This is a genomic window from Neolewinella lacunae (assembly GCF_014349155.1).
In the GTDB taxonomy this organism is placed as follows: Bacteria; Bacteroidota; Bacteroidia; order Chitinophagales; family Saprospiraceae; genus Neolewinella; species Neolewinella lacunae.
Genome location: NZ_JACSIT010000120.1, coordinates 20,131 through 39,443, shown reverse-complemented (window position 1 = coordinate 39,443; position 19,313 = coordinate 20,131). Strand labels below are relative to the sequence as shown.

The 19,313-nt window shown below is 58.3% G+C and carries 11 protein-coding genes and 1 pseudogene; 3 read left to right on the top strand and 9 right to left on the bottom strand.

The features are described from left to right. Nucleotides 1–3: 3 nt before the first annotated feature. The gene (locus H9S92_RS13685; RefSeq protein ID WP_222936106.1) at nucleotides 4–2,403 is read right to left on the bottom strand and encodes a choice-of-anchor B family protein; all 2,400 of its coding nucleotides are present in this window, start codon (nucleotides 2,401–2,403) and stop codon (nucleotides 4–6) included. A 128-nt stretch (nucleotides 2,404–2,531) separates the two neighbouring features. Beyond that, nucleotides 2,532–5,792, bottom strand: a complete 3,261-nt coding sequence (locus H9S92_RS13680; RefSeq protein ID WP_187467271.1) for a caspase family protein — start codon at nucleotides 5,790–5,792, stop codon at nucleotides 2,532–2,534. Between the two features lie 214 nt (nucleotides 5,793–6,006). Here H9S92_RS13680 and H9S92_RS13675 point away from each other — a divergent pair, with 214 nt between their 5' ends. Beyond that, a complete protein-coding gene (locus H9S92_RS13675; protein ID WP_187467270.1) occupies nucleotides 6,007–7,110 on the top strand; it encodes a hypothetical protein in 1,104 nt (367 codons plus the stop codon). Between the two features lie 308 nt (nucleotides 7,111–7,418). On the opposite strand, the gene H9S92_RS13670 is transcribed toward H9S92_RS13675, so the two are convergent. From H9S92_RS13670 to H9S92_RS13640, 7 genes and pseudogenes are all read right to left on the bottom strand, one after another. Continuing rightward, complete coding sequence (locus H9S92_RS13670; protein WP_187467269.1) at nucleotides 7,419–7,973, bottom strand: rhodanese-like domain-containing protein; 555 nt, start codon at nucleotides 7,971–7,973, stop codon at nucleotides 7,419–7,421. 213 nt (nucleotides 7,974–8,186) lie between these two features. Beyond that, complete coding sequence (locus H9S92_RS13665; protein ID WP_187467268.1) at nucleotides 8,187–8,525, bottom strand: hypothetical protein; 339 nt, start codon at nucleotides 8,523–8,525, stop codon at nucleotides 8,187–8,189. Continuing rightward, a complete protein-coding gene (locus tag H9S92_RS13660) occupies nucleotides 8,518–9,246 on the bottom strand; it encodes a hypothetical protein (RefSeq protein ID WP_187467267.1) in 729 nt (242 codons plus the stop codon). The genes H9S92_RS13665 and H9S92_RS13660 overlap by 8 nt, the downstream gene beginning before the upstream one ends. 82 nt (nucleotides 9,247–9,328) lie before the next feature. Next, a pseudogene (locus H9S92_RS22845) lies at nucleotides 9,329–9,436 on the bottom strand (SEC-C metal-binding domain-containing protein); the annotation flags it as partial. Nucleotides 9,437–11,192: 1,756 nt separating this feature from the next. Then, nucleotides 11,193–12,491 (bottom strand): mandelate racemase/muconate lactonizing enzyme family protein, encoded by a 1,299-nt coding sequence (locus tag H9S92_RS13650; protein ID WP_187467266.1) that lies wholly within the window; start codon nucleotides 12,489–12,491, stop codon nucleotides 11,193–11,195. Between the two features lie 160 nt (nucleotides 12,492–12,651). Then, the gene (locus H9S92_RS13645) at nucleotides 12,652–14,154 is read right to left on the bottom strand and encodes a T9SS type A sorting domain-containing protein (RefSeq protein WP_187467265.1); all 1,503 of its coding nucleotides are present in this window, start codon (nucleotides 14,152–14,154) and stop codon (nucleotides 12,652–12,654) included. A gap of 37 nt (nucleotides 14,155–14,191) precedes the next feature. Continuing rightward, entirely contained in the window at nucleotides 14,192–17,203 is a 3,012-nt protein-coding gene (locus H9S92_RS13640; RefSeq protein ID WP_187467264.1) for a TonB-dependent receptor, read from the bottom strand. Between the two features lie 415 nt (nucleotides 17,204–17,618). Here H9S92_RS13640 and H9S92_RS13635 point away from each other — a divergent pair, with 415 nt between their 5' ends. Continuing rightward, on the top strand, nucleotides 17,619–18,641 hold the full coding sequence (locus H9S92_RS13635) for a LacI family DNA-binding transcriptional regulator (RefSeq protein WP_187467263.1): 1,023 nt from the start codon (nucleotides 17,619–17,621) through the stop codon (nucleotides 18,639–18,641). 42 nt (nucleotides 18,642–18,683) lie between these two features. Continuing rightward, complete coding sequence (locus H9S92_RS13630; RefSeq protein WP_187467262.1) at nucleotides 18,684–19,256, top strand: RNA polymerase sigma-70 factor; 573 nt, start codon at nucleotides 18,684–18,686, stop codon at nucleotides 19,254–19,256. Nucleotides 19,257–19,313 lie beyond the last annotated feature (57 nt).

The following is a 19,313-nucleotide window of genomic DNA, read 5'->3' as shown; positions in this document are numbered from 1 at the left end:
CTCTTACTCCGCCGACTTAATCGCTTTACCCACCCACAGGCGGGCGTTGTTGGTCATGACTTCTACGAAGTACAGACCCGCCGGCAATTCCGCGCCGAAGCGTACCGTGCCCTGCGATCCTTCGATGTTCCGCGCCAGTACTTGCCGGCCCAGGGCGTCGCGTACCCGCAGTTGTGTGGCCCGGGCGCTCCCGAGGTCGTAGCGGAGGGCAAAGGCAGCGGCGCTGGGGTTGGGGAACAGCGTGAGGTCCAGGTCCTCCCGGCCGAAGTATTCGGTGCTGGTCGGGAGATTGTTGCCCGTTACGAGGAAGTTGTCGAAGCCCGCCTCGACCAGGTGGCCGGAGGTATTAAAGTCGCTCGTACTGACGATGACCCGCAATTCGTCGCTGAGGTCCATAAAATCATTGATGCGGAAAGAATCCTGGGTCCACACCCGGCCATCTTCAGCGTGGCGGCGGGCTACGACGGTGTCCCTGCCATTGGTGATGCGGATGACGAGGGTATCGTCCAGCGGCGTTCCCGTACCGCCGCCGTTGGCGAAGTAGTACTGGTAGTGGACCACCAGGGTATCCTGACCCGCTAAGGGGCGGAAAGTGGGGGAAGTCAGGATGACGGTGCCGTTATCCACGTCGTCCGTGCCTGCGCTGCCGCCGCCGTTGCCGGTGATGTAGGCTTCTTCGCCCAGGTCGCCGGGAGCATCGGTGCCGGGGGCAAAAATCAGGTTTTCGTTGACGGTGGCGATGGGGATATCCCGCACCCACTGCCCGGAAGTTGCGTCGCCCGTAGCACTCCAGCCTTCGTCCGTAACGAAGTCATCCATGTATCCGCGCTTGAGGCGGATGGTGACGCCCTGGAGGTCTTGGGAACTGATGGCCGTGCGGGCTTCGGTCTGGTAGCCCCATTCGGCTACGTAGAGGGTGTACTCGCCGTCGAAAATGGCGGGCACCTCCACCTTGCCATTCGCGTCGGCCAGGCGCTCCACGTTGAGCTCTTCGTTAAAGAAGCGGAAGGTAGCGTTGGGGATGACGGCTTCGGTAGCGTCGTCGATGACCGTAACGTCGATGTCAAAGCGGGGGACGGTGGTTTGCAGTGCGGTGTCGAGGATGGTCTCTACGCCGTTTTCTAAATTAACCGTAACGGTTAGGGGGAGGTAGTTTTCTACGCTGAAAGTCACCTGGTAGGTGCCAGCGGTGCCGAGGCCGGTTTTGTAGCGCCCCAGGGCGTCGGTGGCTTCCACGTTGGGTTGGGTGGAGGCGATGCTGACGTTGACGTTGTTGATGGGGGTGCGGAGGTCGCGGTCGACGATCGTTCCCTTCAGGCGGGCCGCCCGCAGGTAGTTGACGTCAACAACGTACAGGCCAGTTTGCCGGTCGGAGACCAAAGTCAGGCCGCTGGGCAGGAAAGGGTAGGCACCCCAGGCACCGTTGAAGTCTCCGTCGGCCCCCAGCCAGGTATCGTAGTTGGCCACTTCCACCAAGTTATCGGGGACGCTGGCATCGACTACCCGCAGTCCATCGGTGTAGTAACTGATGGAGAGGTATTCGTCAATGACGTGGACGTTGTGCGGGATCGTCCCCCGGTTCAGGGTGCCCGCCGGACGATACTCGTCCAGCAGTTCAATATCGTCTTTGTTGCTGATGTCGTAGGCCGCCACCGGGGCGTTGGGTTCCTCGTCAGTAGTGAACACCAGCTGGGCATCGTCGGTCGTCCAGGCATTGTGGGTGAAGGTGAAAGGCGTCAGGGTAGACCCCAACAGTTCAACGTCGGCCAGGTCGGCAACGTCGTAAATGGCCAGCCGTCCGAGGTAAATTTCCGAACAGTACATCGTGTCATTTTTGACGTAGACGTCGTGGGAATAAATCTGCGGCCCCATACCCACCAAAGTGGGGATCATGGGGTTGGCCACCAAATCGAACATGAAAATTCCGCCGTCGTTGATGTTGCGGTCGCCGCCAGCGGTGTAAATACGCCCGATTTCGGTATCGATGTAAAGGTTGTGGGCCCGCACGAAGGTCCGCGGGAAGCCGGGAATGTCGTACTGGGTCCGGCGGAAGGGCACGCTATCCGGCAAAAAGCGCAAGTCAAAGGCCGTAATGCCCTCCGCACCCTGGTCGGCCACGGAATAAGCGTATTCTCCAAAGGTCTTCATGTCGCGCCACTGCGAACGCGCGCCCGCAATCCGGGCCACCTCCACCGGGTTATCAGGGTCGGCCAGGCTGACGAACGATACGCCGTTGACCAGGCCTACGATGGCGTACTCCGTGCCGTCCGGCGCTGCATAGCCCCATACGTCGTTCACGCCGTCGTTGTAGGGGAGGTTGGCCCGCAGCGTGGTATTTAGCTGGGCAGTGAGCAAAGAAGAGTAGGCCAAAAGGGCGAGCAAAAGGAAGCGTTGCATCATCATAAGCAGGTTGGGGCGCAAAGATAGAAACGTTCGCCACCCGAATCACGATTCCCCGAATTACCAGCGGATAGGACGTTTGGCGGACACGTGGCGGGAAATCCAGTCATCCCCTTCACAAAAGTCCAGCTTTACTTTTTTACGACGCCGACGGGGAAGTCTTGCCCAAAGCCGAAGCTGGCCGGGTACTGGGCCTGGCCGCTGTGTTTTTCGGTCAGTTCGGGCACCGTTGCTTCCAGGTAGGCTTTCAGTTCGTTGACGGAGACGCGCTGGTCGTTGCCAGCGGCCTCGCCGGCCAGCCCGGCCAGCAAGACGTAGGTAAACGCCCCGTGGCCCAGCTGGTCGAATTCGCTGGCAAATTGCTCGGAGCCGGAGGCCGTAAGCCAGTGGGTGCCGGTGCTGCGTGCGAGCTGGGCAATGGCCTTTTCTTCGGCGGCCCCGCGGGCGGCCATGCGCTGCACGGCCCCGGCGCTCTGGCAGGCGTCCAGCAGGTAGAGCTGCTTCTGGGCGGGGATGGCCGCCGCCAGGTTCTTCATCTCCGTGGCCGAGATGCCCTTGTTTTGCAGGCTGTTGGGGTCGCCGTAGAGCTGGGTGACGTCGTGGGGAACCAGGAAAAAGTCCGCTTCCGTCCCTTCGCTCATCACGCCGTGGCCGGCAAAGTAGAAGACGAAAACATCGTTGGGCCCGGCCTGGGTCCGGACCGTTTCCAGGGCGGCGAGGATGTTGGCCCGCGTCGCCTGCTCGTTGCGGATGCTGTACAGGCGGGTGTTGCCCACCAGGCCCTGCATCCCCGTTTGCAGGCGATTTTCGAGGCCCGCCGCGTCGGCCTCGGCGTAATTGAGGTTGTAGCGGGGGTTTTTGTACTGGTTGATGCCCACCGTGAGGAGGTGGAGGGTAATGCCGTCGCGGAGGCTGTTGTTCGCGGGCGCGTCCGCAGGTGCCGTGTACTGGATGAGGAGCAAGGCGGGGTCACTCTCCGTGCGTTCGGCGTTGATGGCGACGGCTTTGAGCGTATTCTCTCCCGGCAAAAGGCGGAGCTGGAAGCTTTTTTCGTTGCCGCCGGGGTCGTCTTCCACAATGAGGTTGCGGGTGCCGGGCGAGACGAGCTTGCCGTTGTGGTACAGGCGGATCTCGGCAACGGTGCTTCCGGCGGCCACGGCCTTCACAACGATCTTTGCATCCTGCGTCAGCGCCACAATGGACGCTGCTACGTCGTCATCTTCCACCGTGAGGTTGCGCGTACCGGCCGTGTACTGGATGGTGACCGTGGGTTTTTGCCCGATGCGGTTGATGTTGACCGGCGGTGGGGGCGTGCTGCTGCGGCTCAGGATTTCCGCCAGCAGACCCGGCGTGTAGAAGCCCTCCAGGAGTTGTTCGAGGGGGTAATTTTCGGTCCCGACCCGGTAGTACATGCGCTGCATGGCCCAAGGCGCGGCGTCGAAGCGGCCGTCGGGGGCCACCACGGCCCAGCCCTCGGCGGCGGCGTACTGAACGAGTTGGGCGACGCGGCGGCGGCTGCGGAGGTCCCAGAGGCTGACGAGCTCGTCGTTGCCGGCACTGATCATGAAGTCCTCGCCCACGAAGGCCACGCGCTCGATGGGTAGGGTGGCATCCGTCTTGAGCTCGCTTTCCTGGCCCGTGCGGAGGTCCAGCACGTAGCCCCGGCTGCTGTGGCTGTAGGCGACCATGGTCTTGGCCCGGTTGAACTGGGCGGCGTAGGGGAAGCGGCCCTTGGGCAGTGGCCAGCGGCGGAGCTCCCGGCCGGTGCTGGCGTCGAGCTGCACGACGAACTCGTAGATGAGGCCGTAGATCGTGCTGCCGTCGGCGGAAAACGACGGGTCCTCGAGGCGTCCGGTGGCTTCCCAGCGCTTGCTTTTTTGGCTGACGTCGTAGAGCAGGTGCCAGGTGCGGTTGCTGCCATCCGGCTGGATGCGGGCCTGGTTGAGGAGGAGCAGGTTGCCGGTGGGGGATAGCGCGACGTCATCCTGGTAAAAGCCAGTGGTGGCCGGCAGGGCTTCGCGGACGACGAACTTGTGGCTGGCGGTGTTCAACACCATGAAGCCATTGCGACCTGCAACGCCGATGAAGTTGCCGTCTCCGCTGCTGGCCACGCCGGCGGTGGGGCCGAGCTCAGATTTGAAGCGCTTGGTTTCCAGGGGCTTGCTGCGGTGGTGGTAGCTGAAGTTGTCGCCACTGGTAGCGCCGGTGGCCAGCAGGCTGCCGTTGGCGCTCAGGTGCAGCCGACCGGCGTGGAGGCTGGGGGTGATGGCCGTGGTGATGGTTTTGCGGCCCTTCATTTCCAGCGTTTTCAGGCTGCCGGCACTGCCCCAGGCGAGCAGTTGGCTGCCGTCCTGGGCGGCGAGTTGGGCGGGCAGAAGGATGCTTTCGCCGAGGGTGACGACGGTCTGGAGGTCGGGCAGGGCGTAGCCGTGGATCTGGAAGGGGCTTTTGCCCGCTACGTAAAGGATGCCGTTGGTGGCGATGGTGAGTTCACTGTCGAGGATACCGGGCAGGTTGCGCACGGTCAGGGTATTGGTGCGGTAATCGCCCGAGACCAGTTTGCCGTCCTGGTTGATCCAGTAGAGGTGGCCGGCCGGACCGCCGAAGCCGGCCACGTGGGTGAGGTTGCGGTTGGCCGTTTGTTCCTTGGTGGAGTTGCTTTGCCAGATGCTGCTGCCGTCCGTCCGGCGCAGGCTAAGGCTTGGACTCGTGCCGGCGTCGGAGATGCAGAGGAGATTGCCCGTGGGGGTGAAGCGGCGGGCGCCTTCCACCTGGGTGCGGGCCGCTCCATTTGTGGGGATGAGGTGGCCGATGCCGTCGCCGGTGACGAGCAGCAGTTGCTGGCCGGTGGGGGAGATGTCCAGGTGATCCATTTTGTGGCGTCCGCTTTCGGCGAAGGGGACGGTAGCGAGCTGGCTGGGGCTGCCGGCGGGCAGGGTGATCCGCCACACCTGCTGGGGGTCTTCGCCCGTGCTGTTGATCTTCTGGGTCTGGTAGAAAAGCTCGTTGCGGGTGGGGTGGAAGACGAGGGCGTCCATGAACCAGCCTTTGATGGTTTTGACGGGCCGCCAGGAGCCGACTTCCCAGACGTAGAGCTCCGTAAAGGTGGCGGCGGCCAGGTACTTGCCGTCGGGGCTGAAGGCCAGGGAGCGGGCGTAGTCTTTGGGGCGGAAGGTGTGGACTTCGCGGCTGGCGGCCGTGTTCCAGACTTTCACCGTGGCATCGAGCGCCGCCGAGGCGAGGAGATCACCGGCCGGGGAGGCCGCCAGATCGGTGATGGCCTTGCCGTGGCCGGTGGGCACCACCAGCGTGGGGGCTTGGCCGGAGAGGCCTGCACCGAAAAGGAGCAGCAGGAAGAGGGCGAGGAAAGACGTGGCGGGGCGCAAAGACATTAGAAAGCAGCTTTTGGGGGTAGGGAAGACTGGGGGGCTAAAGTTAAGCAGGGCTTAGCATTTCGGCGCTGTACCGACGACGGAGCGCCAACCTGGAACTAAGACAATATCGGGCCCGGAGACTTTTGTAGCGAAGGTACTAGGGCCGCCGCATATCTTTGTGCGGCGGGCACAAACCCTGCTCCTTGGAATCAAAAACGAAACCAACATCATCATGAATAAGCGAATTAAAATGGCTTACACCTGCGCTGGCGTGCCCGGCCAAATCAACTGGCATTACGAGCTGCCCGACGCCCATATTCCCTGGATTGGCGACGTGGGTTTGTTTCGCGTGATGGACTCTGACGGCAAGTACATGAAGACCAGGGATGGCGGCACTTGCTCGCTCTTTACCGACGATCTGATCATGGCGGCCTACGGAGCGCGGTACGCTACCAATCAGTACGAAGCCTACCTGCCGCAGTTGCCCACCCGCCACGTTGAGCTGGTTGGCCGGGGAGGAGTAGTCGCCCAGGTGGCAAGCAAAAATCACACCCACCCCGGTCAGGCCATTCCGCTGGAGTTGCTCGCCTTTGCCGTGGATGCCCAGGGGGCAGTAATCAACACCCTTCAGGCCCTGACGCCCTTCCGCGGGGATACCCAGGGAGCAAAAGTGTTGCTCTCCGTAGGATCTTCCATGGACAGCGGGAAAACGACCACTGCGGCCCACCTCTGCGGAGGACTCGGGCGGGTGGGTTATAAAACCGCATACATTAAACTGACGGGCACGGCCTACCCTAAGGATACCATTTATTGTTACGACCGGGGAGCGGATTACGTTACGGACTTTTCCCAACGCGGCTTTACTTCTACTTTTCAGGTTGGAACCCCCACTTTGCTTTCGCTTTACCAGGAACTGCTCGACGAATGCGTACGGCAGGTTAAGCCTGACTACATCGTGGTAGAAATTGCTGACGGCATCCTCCAGCAAGAGACCCGGGAGCTGCTGCAAAACAGCGAGTTTATGCATACGGTCGGCGGCGTAGTACTTTCCTGCGGCGATAGCCTTGGGGTACTTTCCGGCATCGAAATCCTGAAAAGCTGGGGCATTGCCCCCGTGCTGATCAGTGGGCTGTTCACCGCCAGCCAGTTGTTGATGGAAGAGGTCAGGCCGCTTACCAAGCACCCCATCTTCAGTATCCAGGAGTTGCTGGCCGGCAATATGCTGCCCTTGTTGGCGCAACAAATTCCTACCCCGCACGTGAATGGCGTACCCGCTTCGGCAAATGTATTGCTGGAGCAGTTTGGCCTGAATGGGGTGGGGGTGCTCAGGGCGTGAGGGTTTACGATTTGGGCCTTTGGTTTTTCACTCCGGCTACGATTCAGACCTCTTACTTTTCACTCCGGCTACGATTTACACCTCCGAGGAACATTTGCCTTCAAAGATCATCCCTTCGAAGTGATGGTCCTCATTGCATACGGCAAATGATGCCTCGGAGGAGAAATCGTTGGGGGGGATTTCTTTTGGGAGTAGCTACGCAAGGGGAATCAGTCGTTTTTGCAAAAATGCCACCGATGGGGAAGTGCGCAGTGTGCGCTACGCCTGGAATTATAAAATCCAGCTCCGTAGGTTAAGCTATCGTTTCCTTACTCCTTAGTGCCGCAGGATTTTCCTTTTTCTTTGCCACCGCAGCCCGCCGTCGCAGTCGCGCCTGACGCTTTAGCGCAGCAGGATTTGCCCGTGGTTTGATCCGCAGTCCCCGGGGGGCAACATGGCTTTTGGCCCGTGGCGGGAGCGTCTGGTGCCCGCCCGGATTTTTTGACCGGGAGTCCGGCGGCCTCCCAAGCGATGATGCCCCCCTCGATGTGGAATAAGGGCGCGAAGTGGGCTGCGGCGAGTAAGTTGCCTGCTTTCGCACTTCGCAGACCTGTGCGACAGGCCAAGATGAGGGGGCGGTCGGTCGGCAGTTCCGCCAGGCGATCGGGGAGCTCGCTCAGGGGGATATTGATTACCCCGGGTACATCGTAGGCGAGCACCTCGATTTCGTTGGCCTCCCGTACGTCAATCACGAGGGTGCCTTGCGCTACCATGGGCAGTACGGCGTTGGGAGCTACCGCTGCTACGCTACTGGCCTGGCCAAGGATTTGCCCGGACAGCAGCAGTAGGCCAAGCATTAGAACGGAAAAATAAATCGTCTTCATCTTCATTGGTTTTGCGCAAAGCTAGGGGCGCAATCTCTCCGGCAATGGTGATCTGGATCACATGGGGGGGGTGAAAAGTTACACCCCTGAAAGATGGACGATTCTTGGGATTTGATGGGGCTTGCGAGGCTTTGCACGATCAGCATCCTCAACTTATTGTTATCCTGGTCGCAGTTCCGCTACTGGCTTATCAGGCATTTGAGAAGTGATCGTTTACGGTTTATAGTTCTCTATCTTCAACACCTTCCCCAAGTCAATCACAAAACCGTACCGCTCAAAGGCATCTTTCGGTTCGTCCAGGTACTCCAGGATGCGCGTGCCTTTCCACTCCACTTCCATAGTCGGGGAATCGGGGTTGTAGCCGTTGCGGAAAACGATGGTATCGTACTCGCGGAACTTTTCAAAGGAATAGCTACCGTCCGCTTCTTTGACGAGTAGGCGGCTCATCCAAAAGTCGCTGAGGTCGCGGTACTCTTCGGTCTTTTCACCACGGTAGATCGCGTCGAAAAATTCGCGTTTTAGGGTGGTTTTGAGGGTCTGCTTCTTATTCATGATCGTCTACTTTTAATTGCAATTTCCCAATTCTCTTAATGAACCATTCCCGGCTAGTCATCTTAAATTTTTCCTCCCACCAATCATGTTGATGTGGCGTATTCCACCATGAAGTACTTGGATGCGCTGTACCAAAAATATTTCGCGTAAAGAACTCATCCTTTCCGTGACTTTTCCAAAAAGCGTAATAGGCTAACTTACTGACGAAAGCAAAATGGGTGACTTCAAGGATATCCCCTAGGGCAAGTAGATGATGGTAGGCCGTCTTTTTATCCAAATCCGTCACTTCTAAACTGTCTCCGGTCTTTGCCGGGCGCTGGAAATAATTATAGTAGGCGACGTAACGCAAATAATTGTCGGTGGGTAGGTCTTTGTCTACTAATAAATCCCGGATCGCGAACTCTACGTTGCGATAAATACCGAAGGCTTTACTTGCGTACCGCTGCTTTTCGCCGGATCCGGCGGTTCCACGGGTATGTATCCAGTTGCGGTCTTCATCGTCAAGCATCGCGGCGGCTGTGCCATCGTACCACGCGCCCGACTCGCTTTTCTGCTCACTTTCTTTCCGTAAATAATGGCTCTCCCCAATCACCAGCACCCGCTTATTCATCCGGCGGTAATGGGAGCCGATGAAGGGAAGCATTTGAGGATAAAGCTGGTAGTGGGGGAGGGTTTGCAGCAAATCGTCAAAAGATCTATCTTGGTATATTTCCTTGTTCATTTTAATTATTTTTTTCGGTAGTAATCATCCCCAAAACCATCCCCCGAACCCCAGGGAAGGGCCGGGCGGATTTTATTTCCACCTACTTTCCACAACAGTTTTTGTATTTTTTGCCGCTGCCGCAGGGGCAGGGGGCGTTCCTGCCGATCTTTGGCCCTTTTCGGACCATGGTAGAGGCCTTTTCTGCCTTCGTCCGTAGGTCGACCTTCGTACGCAAAACTTCTACCTTTCCCCAGAAATTGTCCGTTAGTAATTTGAGTGCTGTCGGGTTTTTTACCTTGCGTAGAATATCCGGCAGCGTATCCGGTAGCACAGGATTTTGGTCAAGTTGTCTAAAGAGGAGCTGTTCCGAAAGGTTATTGGCTACCGATTCCAGCACTTCCCAGTTTGCTCCGAACTCGGTCAGTCGGGTAAATCGGTCAATCGCGACTTCTGTTTGCTGCTTAAGTCGAGCATAACGTATGGATAGCTCTTCAAAAAGCGTGAAGTCTTTCGGGGTGAAAGGGTGGCCGCCCCGGATGGGGTGATCGGTAAGTTCCTTTCCAGGCCACTCTTTGCGAAATTTGCTTAGGAAGGCCTCATCGTCCAAAATTTGTAACAACGAGAGTGCTACGTAGGTACGCGTCTGCCCAAAGCGTTCCAGTATTGAGAGCACCTCCCGCCTCTTTTGTTCATTCCCGCTGTTTTCATAGAGCACGAGAAGCGGAAAGAGGATTATGGCTTCGTCGGGGTATTGTATACGGAGTGCTTCTAGCGCCGTTTGCTGGGAGGCAGAGATGGTGGTAGAGTTAGCCTCAATTTCTGTCATTTTTCGTGATAGTTCCAGGGGCACGGGCAGGGCAGGGGCCTCCGTAAGCGAAATACCGTGCTGGCTGGCGAGCCAATCGATTTGGTAAGAATTTCCGGACTTTTGCACTAGATCAAGGTCTACCTCGTGGCTCTCCTCGCCCCGGGTGACAAAATCGAAGCTACGGTTGGCGTGCAACTGGCGTTTGCCAGCCAAACGAAAGTGGAGAAAAACATCCCTATTGAAAAAGCCCAAGTGGCGTTGGTAACCCTGTGATACTACCGACCAGTCATTTGAAGTTTTGACGCTGGTTGCTCGTACTAAGTTGCGGGTAACCCATTCGAGGTGTTCGCCGTCAATATCAAAAAATTCTGTACTCCCATAAGGTTTATTTTTATGGTCCACCGTAAGGTCAAGACAAAAACACTCCTGTTGTTTGGCCAGCCGGAGGAATTCCTGTACCTGCCGATCGGCAGGGTCCAGTTGTGCGTGCATTAATCTTTTCTCACTATGTTGGAGCGTCACCAGCATAACGGCGTTTCCGTCTTGATCATCAACCGTCAAGAATTTGTAGGATGGGTTATAATAACTGTCTGGAGTAAACCCTACCAAGGCCGCTGATTTGGCCGTAAGCTTTAGGAATAGCGTTGGCACGAGCGTTTTAGCCACGAATACCGAGCCCGCAAAGGAAGAATCGGCGGGTACGGATTCAAGATGGTCAATCGCCATTTGCGGGATCAGTATGGGCTGGTTTTCCCCTATATCCTTGATAATCGTTTCAATTGTTGACATAAAAAGCAATGTAGTAAATGTATTGTCTGGCACTTGTTTAATTCATCTTCGCAATAAAGTCTTCGCTGAAGGCTTCCCGCAAACTGAGGTCTGATGGCACGAGCGGGGTGAATAGAATCGACCACGTTATGTGATCGCTTTTCCGTAAGCTCACCCGGCAAAAGCGCTTAGCAATAATTTCCTCATGGGTGGTAAAGATGTTCATAAACGGGCAACTTCAGCCCGCGCAAGGTAAGCCCTTTCCCGAACTTCCTTCGCCGCAGTTTCCTGCTCTACTCCCGACTTGGCCCGATCATTCTCCCCATCCCCTCTCTCTGCACCTGCGGCCGCGCCACACACCCTGATCGCGGGGCCAAACCCAGCTACCTCACCACCCTTCAGAAATACTGGCCAGCACCTCGGCTTTGGCCATGAATTCAGGGTCGTACTGGATGCTCATGCCGGGGGCGGTGAGGATTTTCACCGTACCGTTGCGGCATTCGATGTCTGGCGTGAAAGGGATTTTGCTCTTGGCGTCATCGGCCCGGAACTCCTGGAAGGGGCCCAAATTGGGCAGCACAGCGGCCAGGTGGAGCAGGTTGGCGTACTCGGCATTGTTGCGGGGGTTGTGGGTCGTGACGGGCAGGCCGTAGCCCAAGGCCATGTTGGCGACGTGGATGGTGCGCAGCATGCCTCCGTTGTACATGATGTCGGGCTGGACGAGCGCGAGCGCACCGTTGGCCATCATCCATTCCCACTTCGGCAGGCTGTGGTCTTGTTCGCCGCCCGCGACACTGATTTTGAGGGCTTTAGCGACCTGCTGGTGCGCCACAAAATCCTCCCATTCACAGGGTTCCTCGAAAAAACCAACGCCATGATCTTCCAGCATCCGCCCGACGCGGATGGCCGTCGGCGCGTCGTAACTGCCGTTGGCATCGACGTTAATGTCCATCCCGTCGCCGAAAAATTTGCGGGCGTAGGGAACGAGCGCATCCGTCCGCCCGGGGTAAGCGTCGGCATTTTTTGACATTCGTCCGCCGATTTTAATTTTGATGGATTTCGCCTGGGTTTCTTCCACCCGTTTACCCAGCCACGCACACTCTTCTTCGGGAGTGGTGTTGCGGCGTAAACTCGAAAGGTAGACGGGAATTTCGCTGCGCAGCACCGGGCCCAACAGTTCGCAAACGGGTTGGCCCGCCACCTGCCCAAGAATATCCAGTACGGCCACTTCAATTTGTCCAAAACAATTCCACAGGGGCATCGAGGTGTATTTATACACGCGCTCCTTACCGTTGTAATAAAAACGCTCCCATAAATCGGCCAAAGACCGGGCATCCTGGCCAATAAAAAATGGCGCTACCAGGTCCCGGAAAATCGATATCAGGTTGGGAATGCGATTATTGCCCATACTGTACCCAACGACCCCTTCGCTGCTCGTTACCCGCGTCATGTATTCATTGCCGAAGCGCAGGATTTCCACCCTAGCGATAATAACCGGCTCGGTAATCCGCTGGTAAATATCCGCCAATGGCCGCAGGGCTTGGGCAGACCTAAACGGAGTATGGGAGGAGAGATCCTGCGCGGTTGCACCAGCTGGCCAGGCTGGCAGCGCCGCTCCGGCACCCAGGGCCAGCCCACGCTTCAGCCACTGCCGCCGGCTCAATTCAGAAGAGGAAGGAAAAGACATAAGAAAAATTTTAGACCAGCTCTTAGTGCACTCAGTGCGCTTAGTGCCCAACTTATATCTATTTGGTTCAAAAAAAGCGAAACTTTCCCTACAAAACCGAAGTGGGGGAGGCCGCTCCGCAGCCCCACCCCTCCAACGGTGTTGTTCAAAAAAAGCCAGTCTATTGCTTCACCACTTGCCGGGCACTCACCCCGCCCCGGCTATCCACCAAACTCAGCAGGTAGGTACCGCTGGGAAGGTGGGCCAGGTCCAGCTCGTGGCGGTCATTATTGACGTTGTGGACCACTTGCAGCGGGCGGCCCATCAGGTCATAAATGACGATGCGGCTGATGTCGGTTCCGTTCAGGTGGCGGACAAAGAGGCGGTCGGCCACGGGGTTAGGATAGTAGAGGATGTTGGCCGCTACGAAAAGATCGCGGGTGCGGGTGGAAAATTCGAAGTCGGGGAGGTTGGCCCCCAGGGGTTGTCCTTCCGTGCCCGCGCGGTAGGAGCCCGCGCCCTGGGCGTAACCGTAGTCGTGGTAAGTCGAGTAGCGCAGGATGCTGCCGTCACCGACGGTGCTCAGTACGGCGTCAACGTCGATGCCACTGTGGTCCCAGGCCGGGGCGTCCATTTCGCTGTGGTGGGCCATGATCCAGGCCAGGGGCTGCGGCGCGGGATTGGCGAAGTTGAGAACGTCGTTGATGATTGTTGCCTCCGTCCCCCGGGCGGCCACCGCCAGTTCCGCTTCGACGCTGAAGTTCGGCACCTGTTCGATGGTATCCATATCTACCTGGGTGAAGGGCGTTGCTTCCACCAGTGCGGGCGTACGGAAGAAGTTGTTGTGGCTGATCAACCAGTTGCTGATGCCCAGGGCAGTGGTGTCGGGGTCCAGCACCGCGCGGTCGTCCTGCTCGGCTGGGTCCAGGCTGAACTGCCGGCCCAGGAAAGCCCCGTTGGCGAAAATATTATTGGTTACTTCCAGAGTGCCCACGGGCCCAATGGCCATGCAGCGCTGCCCTACGTTATCCACCGTGTTCTGGTTGAACTTAAAGTAGTTGATTTCCCCCCCGCCGTCGCGGATGAGCCGGCTGGTGATGTTGTAAAACAGGTTGTTTTCCAGCACAATACTGTCCACCAGGTTGCCCCGGTCGTCGATGAAGCGCCCATTGTCGGGGTTGCTCGGCTCGCCGAGGCGACTGGCGACGCTGTTGCGGACGTAAATCTTGGTATTGGCATTGTCCAGGCGAAAAACCGTTTGCCCGGAATCGTCCATCAGGCAGTCGTCGACGGTAATGCGAATATCATTAGCACGCGCGCGAATCATGCGTTCGAATACCACACCGAGGGTGCTGCGCTGCGTGAGGTGGAGGCCCTCCAGAATCAAATTGCCCCGGGCTTCAAAAAGCGCGTTGATTTCTACGTCCGCTGAAGGCGGGTCGGAGACGATCAGCGGCCTGGCGAATTGTTCATTTCCCGCGGCGCGCAGGTGCAGGGTAAAGCCTTGGTGAGCAATGGGGGAATTGACGAAGTATATCGCCCCCCGGGTAAGTTCATAAATGCGGTTGGAATCGGCCGTAATCACGTCGTTGAGCGTACTGCCGGGGGGAACGCTGATGACGGTTTGTGCACCCGCCGTCAGGCCGCTGCACAGGGCAAGGAGAAGTACGTAAAGTCTGCGCATAATTCAATTTTTAATGGTGATGCTTGGGCGGGGTGAATCATTTCTGCCAGCGGAACCGCAGGCCGAGGTCGGCCGTCATGCCGTAGAATTCGGACTCCGATAAAAAGCTGGTATTGCCCACAAAGGATTGTTCGGGTTGGTTACTGATGTTGTTGACGTTGGCGACAATTTGCCAGGAGCGCTTTTTATTCACCCAGTAGGTCAGGCTGTAATCCCAACGAACCGACCGGGCGGTAAAACCATCCAGCTCGCCGCGCGCACCCAGGCGGTCGAAGGCGTTGTCCTGGTAAAGCATGGATAAGCGGGTGGAGAAGCGGCCCAGCTCATAGCCAAGGGTCAGGTTGGCAATGGTGTTGGCTTGCCCTACGTTGCGCCCGCTGCGCAGGGTATCGATGGCCGCCGTAGTAATCTGCACGAAAGGCGGCACGTCCAAAAACACGGTGTCCCGCCGGATGAAGGATACGGGGTAGCTCGTTTGGGATTTGGCCAGCGTCAGGTTGGCCCCGAGGATGAGACCCCGCCACGGTTTGGGCAGGCTCGCAAAGTTGGCCTGCAAATCAAACTCCAGGCCCCGGACGCTCGATTCGGGAACGTTCTCCGGCTCCGTCACCTGGTAGCCCCGGAAGCGGCTCGCGGGGTCGCGGATGATGTAGGTGCGGATGTAGTCTGTATCAAAAAAGTCTTTCTGGAAAACGCCCACCGTAAAGAGGCCGAACTTGTTGTAAAAAGATACGTAAGCGTCGTAATTCCAGGCCGTCGTATGCAGCAGGTCAGGGCGCCCGCGGTTGATCTCCCGGTCGGTGTTGTTGATACGCTCCCAGGGGACGAGGCTCAGGAAGTTGGGGCGGGCCAGGGACTTGGTGACCGCAAGGCGCACGTCAAACCACTCGCTCGGCTTGTAGCGCAGGTGGGCCATGGGCAATAACTCGGCGTAACCCTGGCTGGCCTCCTGATTGATCAAAGCGCCGAATCCTGAGCCCCCGGCGTCCTCGTCCAGTGGCGCGGCATTGGCGCTGCGGTAGTTCTGCCGCGTGTCTTCCAGCCGGACGCCCCCCATCAGCATCCAGGCTTTGCCGAGGTTGAGCTGGGCCATGGCGTAGGCCCCGTAGATGTCTTCGTTGGCCGCGTAGTCCTCCTGGTTGGCAATGACGTTGGTATCCAGCACACTGCGGTAGCGCTCAAAAAACGACCGCACTTTGGCCATGTCGAGCTGGGAGTCGTAACCCAGTGCGTCCCCCGGCTGGTAGTTGGTATTGAAGAAGGCGTTGTAGGCGTTGAGGTCGATGTTTTCGCCCAGCGGCGTCCGCAGCCCTTGCCGTTGTTCTGGAGTGCCTGGTCCGAAGTCGTAATCGCCACCCAGGAAGGGCCGGATCTGCCCCCCGCCCAGGAAATTGACGAGCAGCGCCCGCCCGTTGGCGTCGGTGATGAATAAATCGCGGTCGCCTTCCAAAACCACCACGTTCTCGGCGGGCAGGTAGGGCCGGATGATCAGCCCGCCGTTGTCGCGCTCCCGCCGGGTGGCCCGGTAGCTGAGGCCCGTCTTGAAAAAGCCAGTAGAGTTTCCCCCGATGCGGAAGTCGTACTGCAAATCCACCCGGCCCGTTGTGTTGGATTCTTCGGTGTCCGTCTGGTTAAATTCCAGGACCTGCACGAAGGTCTCATCAAGATTGTTGAAGAAGCCGGGGATGACGGCGTCGGGGCCCTGGTTGATGACGATGTCGGCGCGTTGGGCGGATTGCTCACGGAAGCGCAAGCCCAGTTCCTCGGGCGTTCGTTGGGCCGTTGCAGCGTAGGCGGCCAGCCATTTGAGCCGCCAGCCTTTGCCGAGTTTGTGGTCGCCGTCGAGGGTATTGGAAAGTAAATTGATGTTGGTGCTGCGCTGCCGAATGTCGTACTCCTGGTAAGCCGCCTCCACGCGGTAGCTGCGGCGGCGGCGGAGTTCATCGCGGTTGGTACGGCCGTAATTGCTGTTGAAGACGATGCTGTTGCGGGTGTTAGGTGTCCAGTCAAGGGTGAGGCTGCCCCCGAGGCGGTCGCGGGTTTCCAGCTGGTCGATCAGGCGGAGGTTATCCACCCGTACCCGGAACAGGCCGCTCGCAGGGTCGATGCCATCGTAGCTGTAGTCCACATTAAGGCCGTCGGCGCTGCGGTCGGCCCGCTGGAAATTCCCCGTAAGGATGGCCCCGAGTTTTTCGTTTTTCGAGCGTTGGCTGGCGCTGAAACTGCCGCGGAAAGGGAGGAAACTCTGCTGGTGGTCGTTGTAACCCTTGAGAATGCGGAGGTCGAATTCCCGGCCACTGGGTGCCTTGCGGGCCGTAAAATTTACCGTCCCACCAATGGCGTCGCCGTCCATGTCGGGGCGGAGGGCCTTGAACAGTTCAATCCCCGCCAGCGCGTCGGGTGAGATCATGCTCAGGTCCACCGAGCGGTCCTGAGCATCGGTGCTGGGCACGCGTACGCCGTTGACGGTTATGGAACTGAAGCGGGGCGACATCCCGCGCACCACCACCCGTTGCCCTTCGCCGCCGTCGCGCTGGATGGATACGCCAGGCAGCCGGCCCACACTTTCGGCGGCGTTTTGGTCTGGCATTTCCTGCAAGCGTTCCTTGGAGACGACGTTAACGATGGTGTTCGAATTGATCTGCTGGTTGATGGCCGCCCGCTGCCCTACGGCTTGGGTCGATACGACGATCTCTGTCATGGTCACGCCGTCCGGGCGCAGCGTCACGTTGAGGGTAGCACGTGCTCCGGCGGTGATGCTCACCGTCTCCTCCACGGTGCCGTAACCCAGGTAACTGAACGCAACGGTATAGGTACCAGCGGGCACCTGATCCAGAACGTAACTGCCGTTCAACTCCGTGGTTGTGCCCAGGCCCAGGCTGGTAATGCCAACGTTGGCAAAGGCCAGCGGCTCCTCCAGGCTGCCGTCCGTAAGGATGCCTTCCAGCGTCCCCGTACCCTGGGCGCGGATACCACTTGCCACACCCAGGCCCAAAAAGCCCAGGAGGAACACGCCGTAGTGGATAAACCTGCCCTTTCTGATACTCATGATCGCTTGCGAAATTTTAGTGAAAACGTGCCCTGGATTCGGTACCCTGACCGAAGGGTGAAAAAAATTGGGTTTGGGTACCCACCTTTCTTTACCGGCATTCTCCGTTGGTGAGTGCGCCGGGGCTCCCGCGCCGGACTTTGCTTTTTCAACGGCGCGGGCACCTGCGGCAGCGCCCGCATTTTTCGTACCAGGTTACCATCCACAGGCGCGGTCGCAGGTGCAATGCAGGGTGGGGGAGCGGGGCTCAGCACTCAGGCCTTTTGGCCATCCTTTCCATCTTCCCCCCCCCGAAGAGCCGTACTTTTCCCGTTTTGCCCCCTCTCCTCACAAAATTTACGAAAAAAATCGCCATCCGCTTGCCAGATTCGCCGCATTTAATATCTTTGTAATCGATTGCACAAACGATTGAATTTTGGCCAAGGCGAGGACTACCATACATGATATTGCCAAAGAGCTGCACATTACGGCAGCAACGGTATCGCGTGCGCTCAACGGAAACCAGGCCATCAGTGCGCGTACCCGGCAGGCGGTGGCGGATGCGGCGGTCCGCCTGCAGTATAAACCGAACCAGATTGCCGCTTCGCTGCGGACGGGCAAGACCTTCACCGTAGGAGTGCTGGTGCCGGCTGCCGACCGCTCCTTTTTCGGCTCCATCATCCGGGGGATTGAAGAGGTTCTGGCTGCTGCGCATTACAGCGTAATTGTGGCCCAAACCCACGAAGGGCAGCAGGCCGAAGAGCGGGCCGTCGAGACCCTTTTGCGCTTGCAGGTGGACGGTATCCTGGCTTCCGTGGCCAAGGGCTCTGCCGAGTTCCATTACTTCGAAAAGGTCCGGCAGGCTGGCGTTCCCCTCCTGTTTTTTGACAACGTTTGGCGGAGCATGCCAGTCAGTTCAGTCGTCATTGATGATTACCTGGGCGCCTACCGGGCTACCGAACATTTAATTGAACAGGGTTGCCGCCGGATCGTCCACCTCTGGGGGCACCGCACTTCCTATCTTTACCAGGAACGGCTGCGGGGATACAAAGCTGCGCTGGCAGACGCCGGTATCCGTGTTGACGATACCCTGGTGTACGAATGTAAATCCGATCCCGCCGCGGGACAGCGCATCACGGCCGATATTCTCGCCCAGCACCCCGACGTAGACGGCATCTTTTCTTCCAGCGACTTCGCTGCCGTTGGCGTCCTGCAAAGCCTTCAGGCGGCGGGCATCGACGTGCCCGGCCAGATCGCCATCATCGGCTTTGCCAACGAGCCTTTCACCCAGTTCGTCACCCCCGCGCTCTCCACCGTCGATCAGCATACCCACACCATGGGGCAGATCGCCGCCGAACTCTTCCTGGAAGAAATTCAGGCCAATAAGCCCTTTACCCCCCACGTCCGCATCCTCGAACCGGATTTGGTCTTGCGAGGCTCTTCCCTCCGTAAAGCATAATTTTTTTCGCTCTTATGTAATCGATTACATTAATCAACTATCATGCAAATTGCCAATCCCCCCACCACTTCCCAAGCCGATCCGGCTTTGGTTTTGCGCATCAAGTACCACCACGACCAGGCGGCTTTTTCCCAGCTTTTTCACCGTTACTATGGCTGGTTGTGCGAGCAGGCCTTTGCCTACTGCTGTTGTTTGCAGCGTTCGGAAGAGATTGTGCTGGACGTTTTTACCAAGTTGTGGAAGCGGCGGGAGGAATTGCAGATTGATACCCAGGTAAAGGCTTACTTGTTTATCGCGGTGCGCAACCGGGCTTTCGATTTTTTGCGGCAGCAGCAGTCGCGGCAGCGCCTGGAGCGAAAGTTGCAGTTGGAAAGTGTGCCGGTGCTCGACAGTGCCGAAGACCAGTACATCCGCCAGGAATTCAGTGCTGCGGTGGAGGCAGCGGTGAGTAAACTGCCTCGGCAGGGCCAACTGATTTTCCGCATGAGCCGCGAGCGGAACCTCAAATACCGGGAGATTGCCGAAGAACTGGGCATCTCGATAAAAACCGTGGAAACCCACATGCGCCGCACCTTTATTCAGCTCCGGAAAGATCTGCAGGGCTGGTTGAAGTAAGGCGGGGCGGAAGCGCCGGGGCCTCTCCGGTGTAAGGGTTGCAGCTTTGTCTCTACG

Excerpts from the sequence above, each read along its gene's own strand:
- H9S92_RS13680 (WP_187467271.1), bottom strand. The coding sequence starts at position 5,792 with ATGTCTTTGCGCCCCGCCACGTCTTTCCTCGCCCTCTTCCTGCTGCTC.
- H9S92_RS13640 (WP_187467264.1), bottom strand. The coding sequence starts at position 17,203 with ATGAGTATCAGAAAGGGCAGGTTTATCCACTACGGCGTGTTCCTCCTG.
- H9S92_RS13670 (WP_187467269.1), bottom strand. The coding sequence starts at position 7,973 with ATGAAGACGATTTATTTTTCCGTTCTAATGCTTGGCCTACTGCTGCTG.
- H9S92_RS13650 (WP_187467266.1), bottom strand. The coding sequence starts at position 12,491 with ATGTCTTTTCCTTCCTCTTCTGAATTGAGCCGGCGGCAGTGGCTGAAG.
- H9S92_RS13630 (WP_187467262.1), top strand. The coding sequence starts at position 18,684 with ATGCAAATTGCCAATCCCCCCACCACTTCCCAAGCCGATCCGGCTTTG.
- H9S92_RS13645 (WP_187467265.1), bottom strand. The coding sequence starts at position 14,154 with ATGCGCAGACTTTACGTACTTCTCCTTGCCCTGTGCAGCGGCCTGACG.
- H9S92_RS13685 (WP_222936106.1), bottom strand. The coding sequence starts at position 2,403 with ATGATGATGCAACGCTTCCTTTTGCTCGCCCTTTTGGCCTACTCTTCT.
- H9S92_RS13665 (WP_187467268.1), bottom strand. The coding sequence starts at position 8,525 with ATGAATAAGAAGCAGACCCTCAAAACCACCCTAAAACGCGAATTTTTC.
- H9S92_RS13675 (WP_187467270.1), top strand. The coding sequence starts at position 6,007 with ATGAATAAGCGAATTAAAATGGCTTACACCTGCGCTGGCGTGCCCGGC.
- H9S92_RS13660 (WP_187467267.1), bottom strand. The coding sequence starts at position 9,246 with ATGAACAAGGAAATATACCAAGATAGATCTTTTGACGATTTGCTGCAA.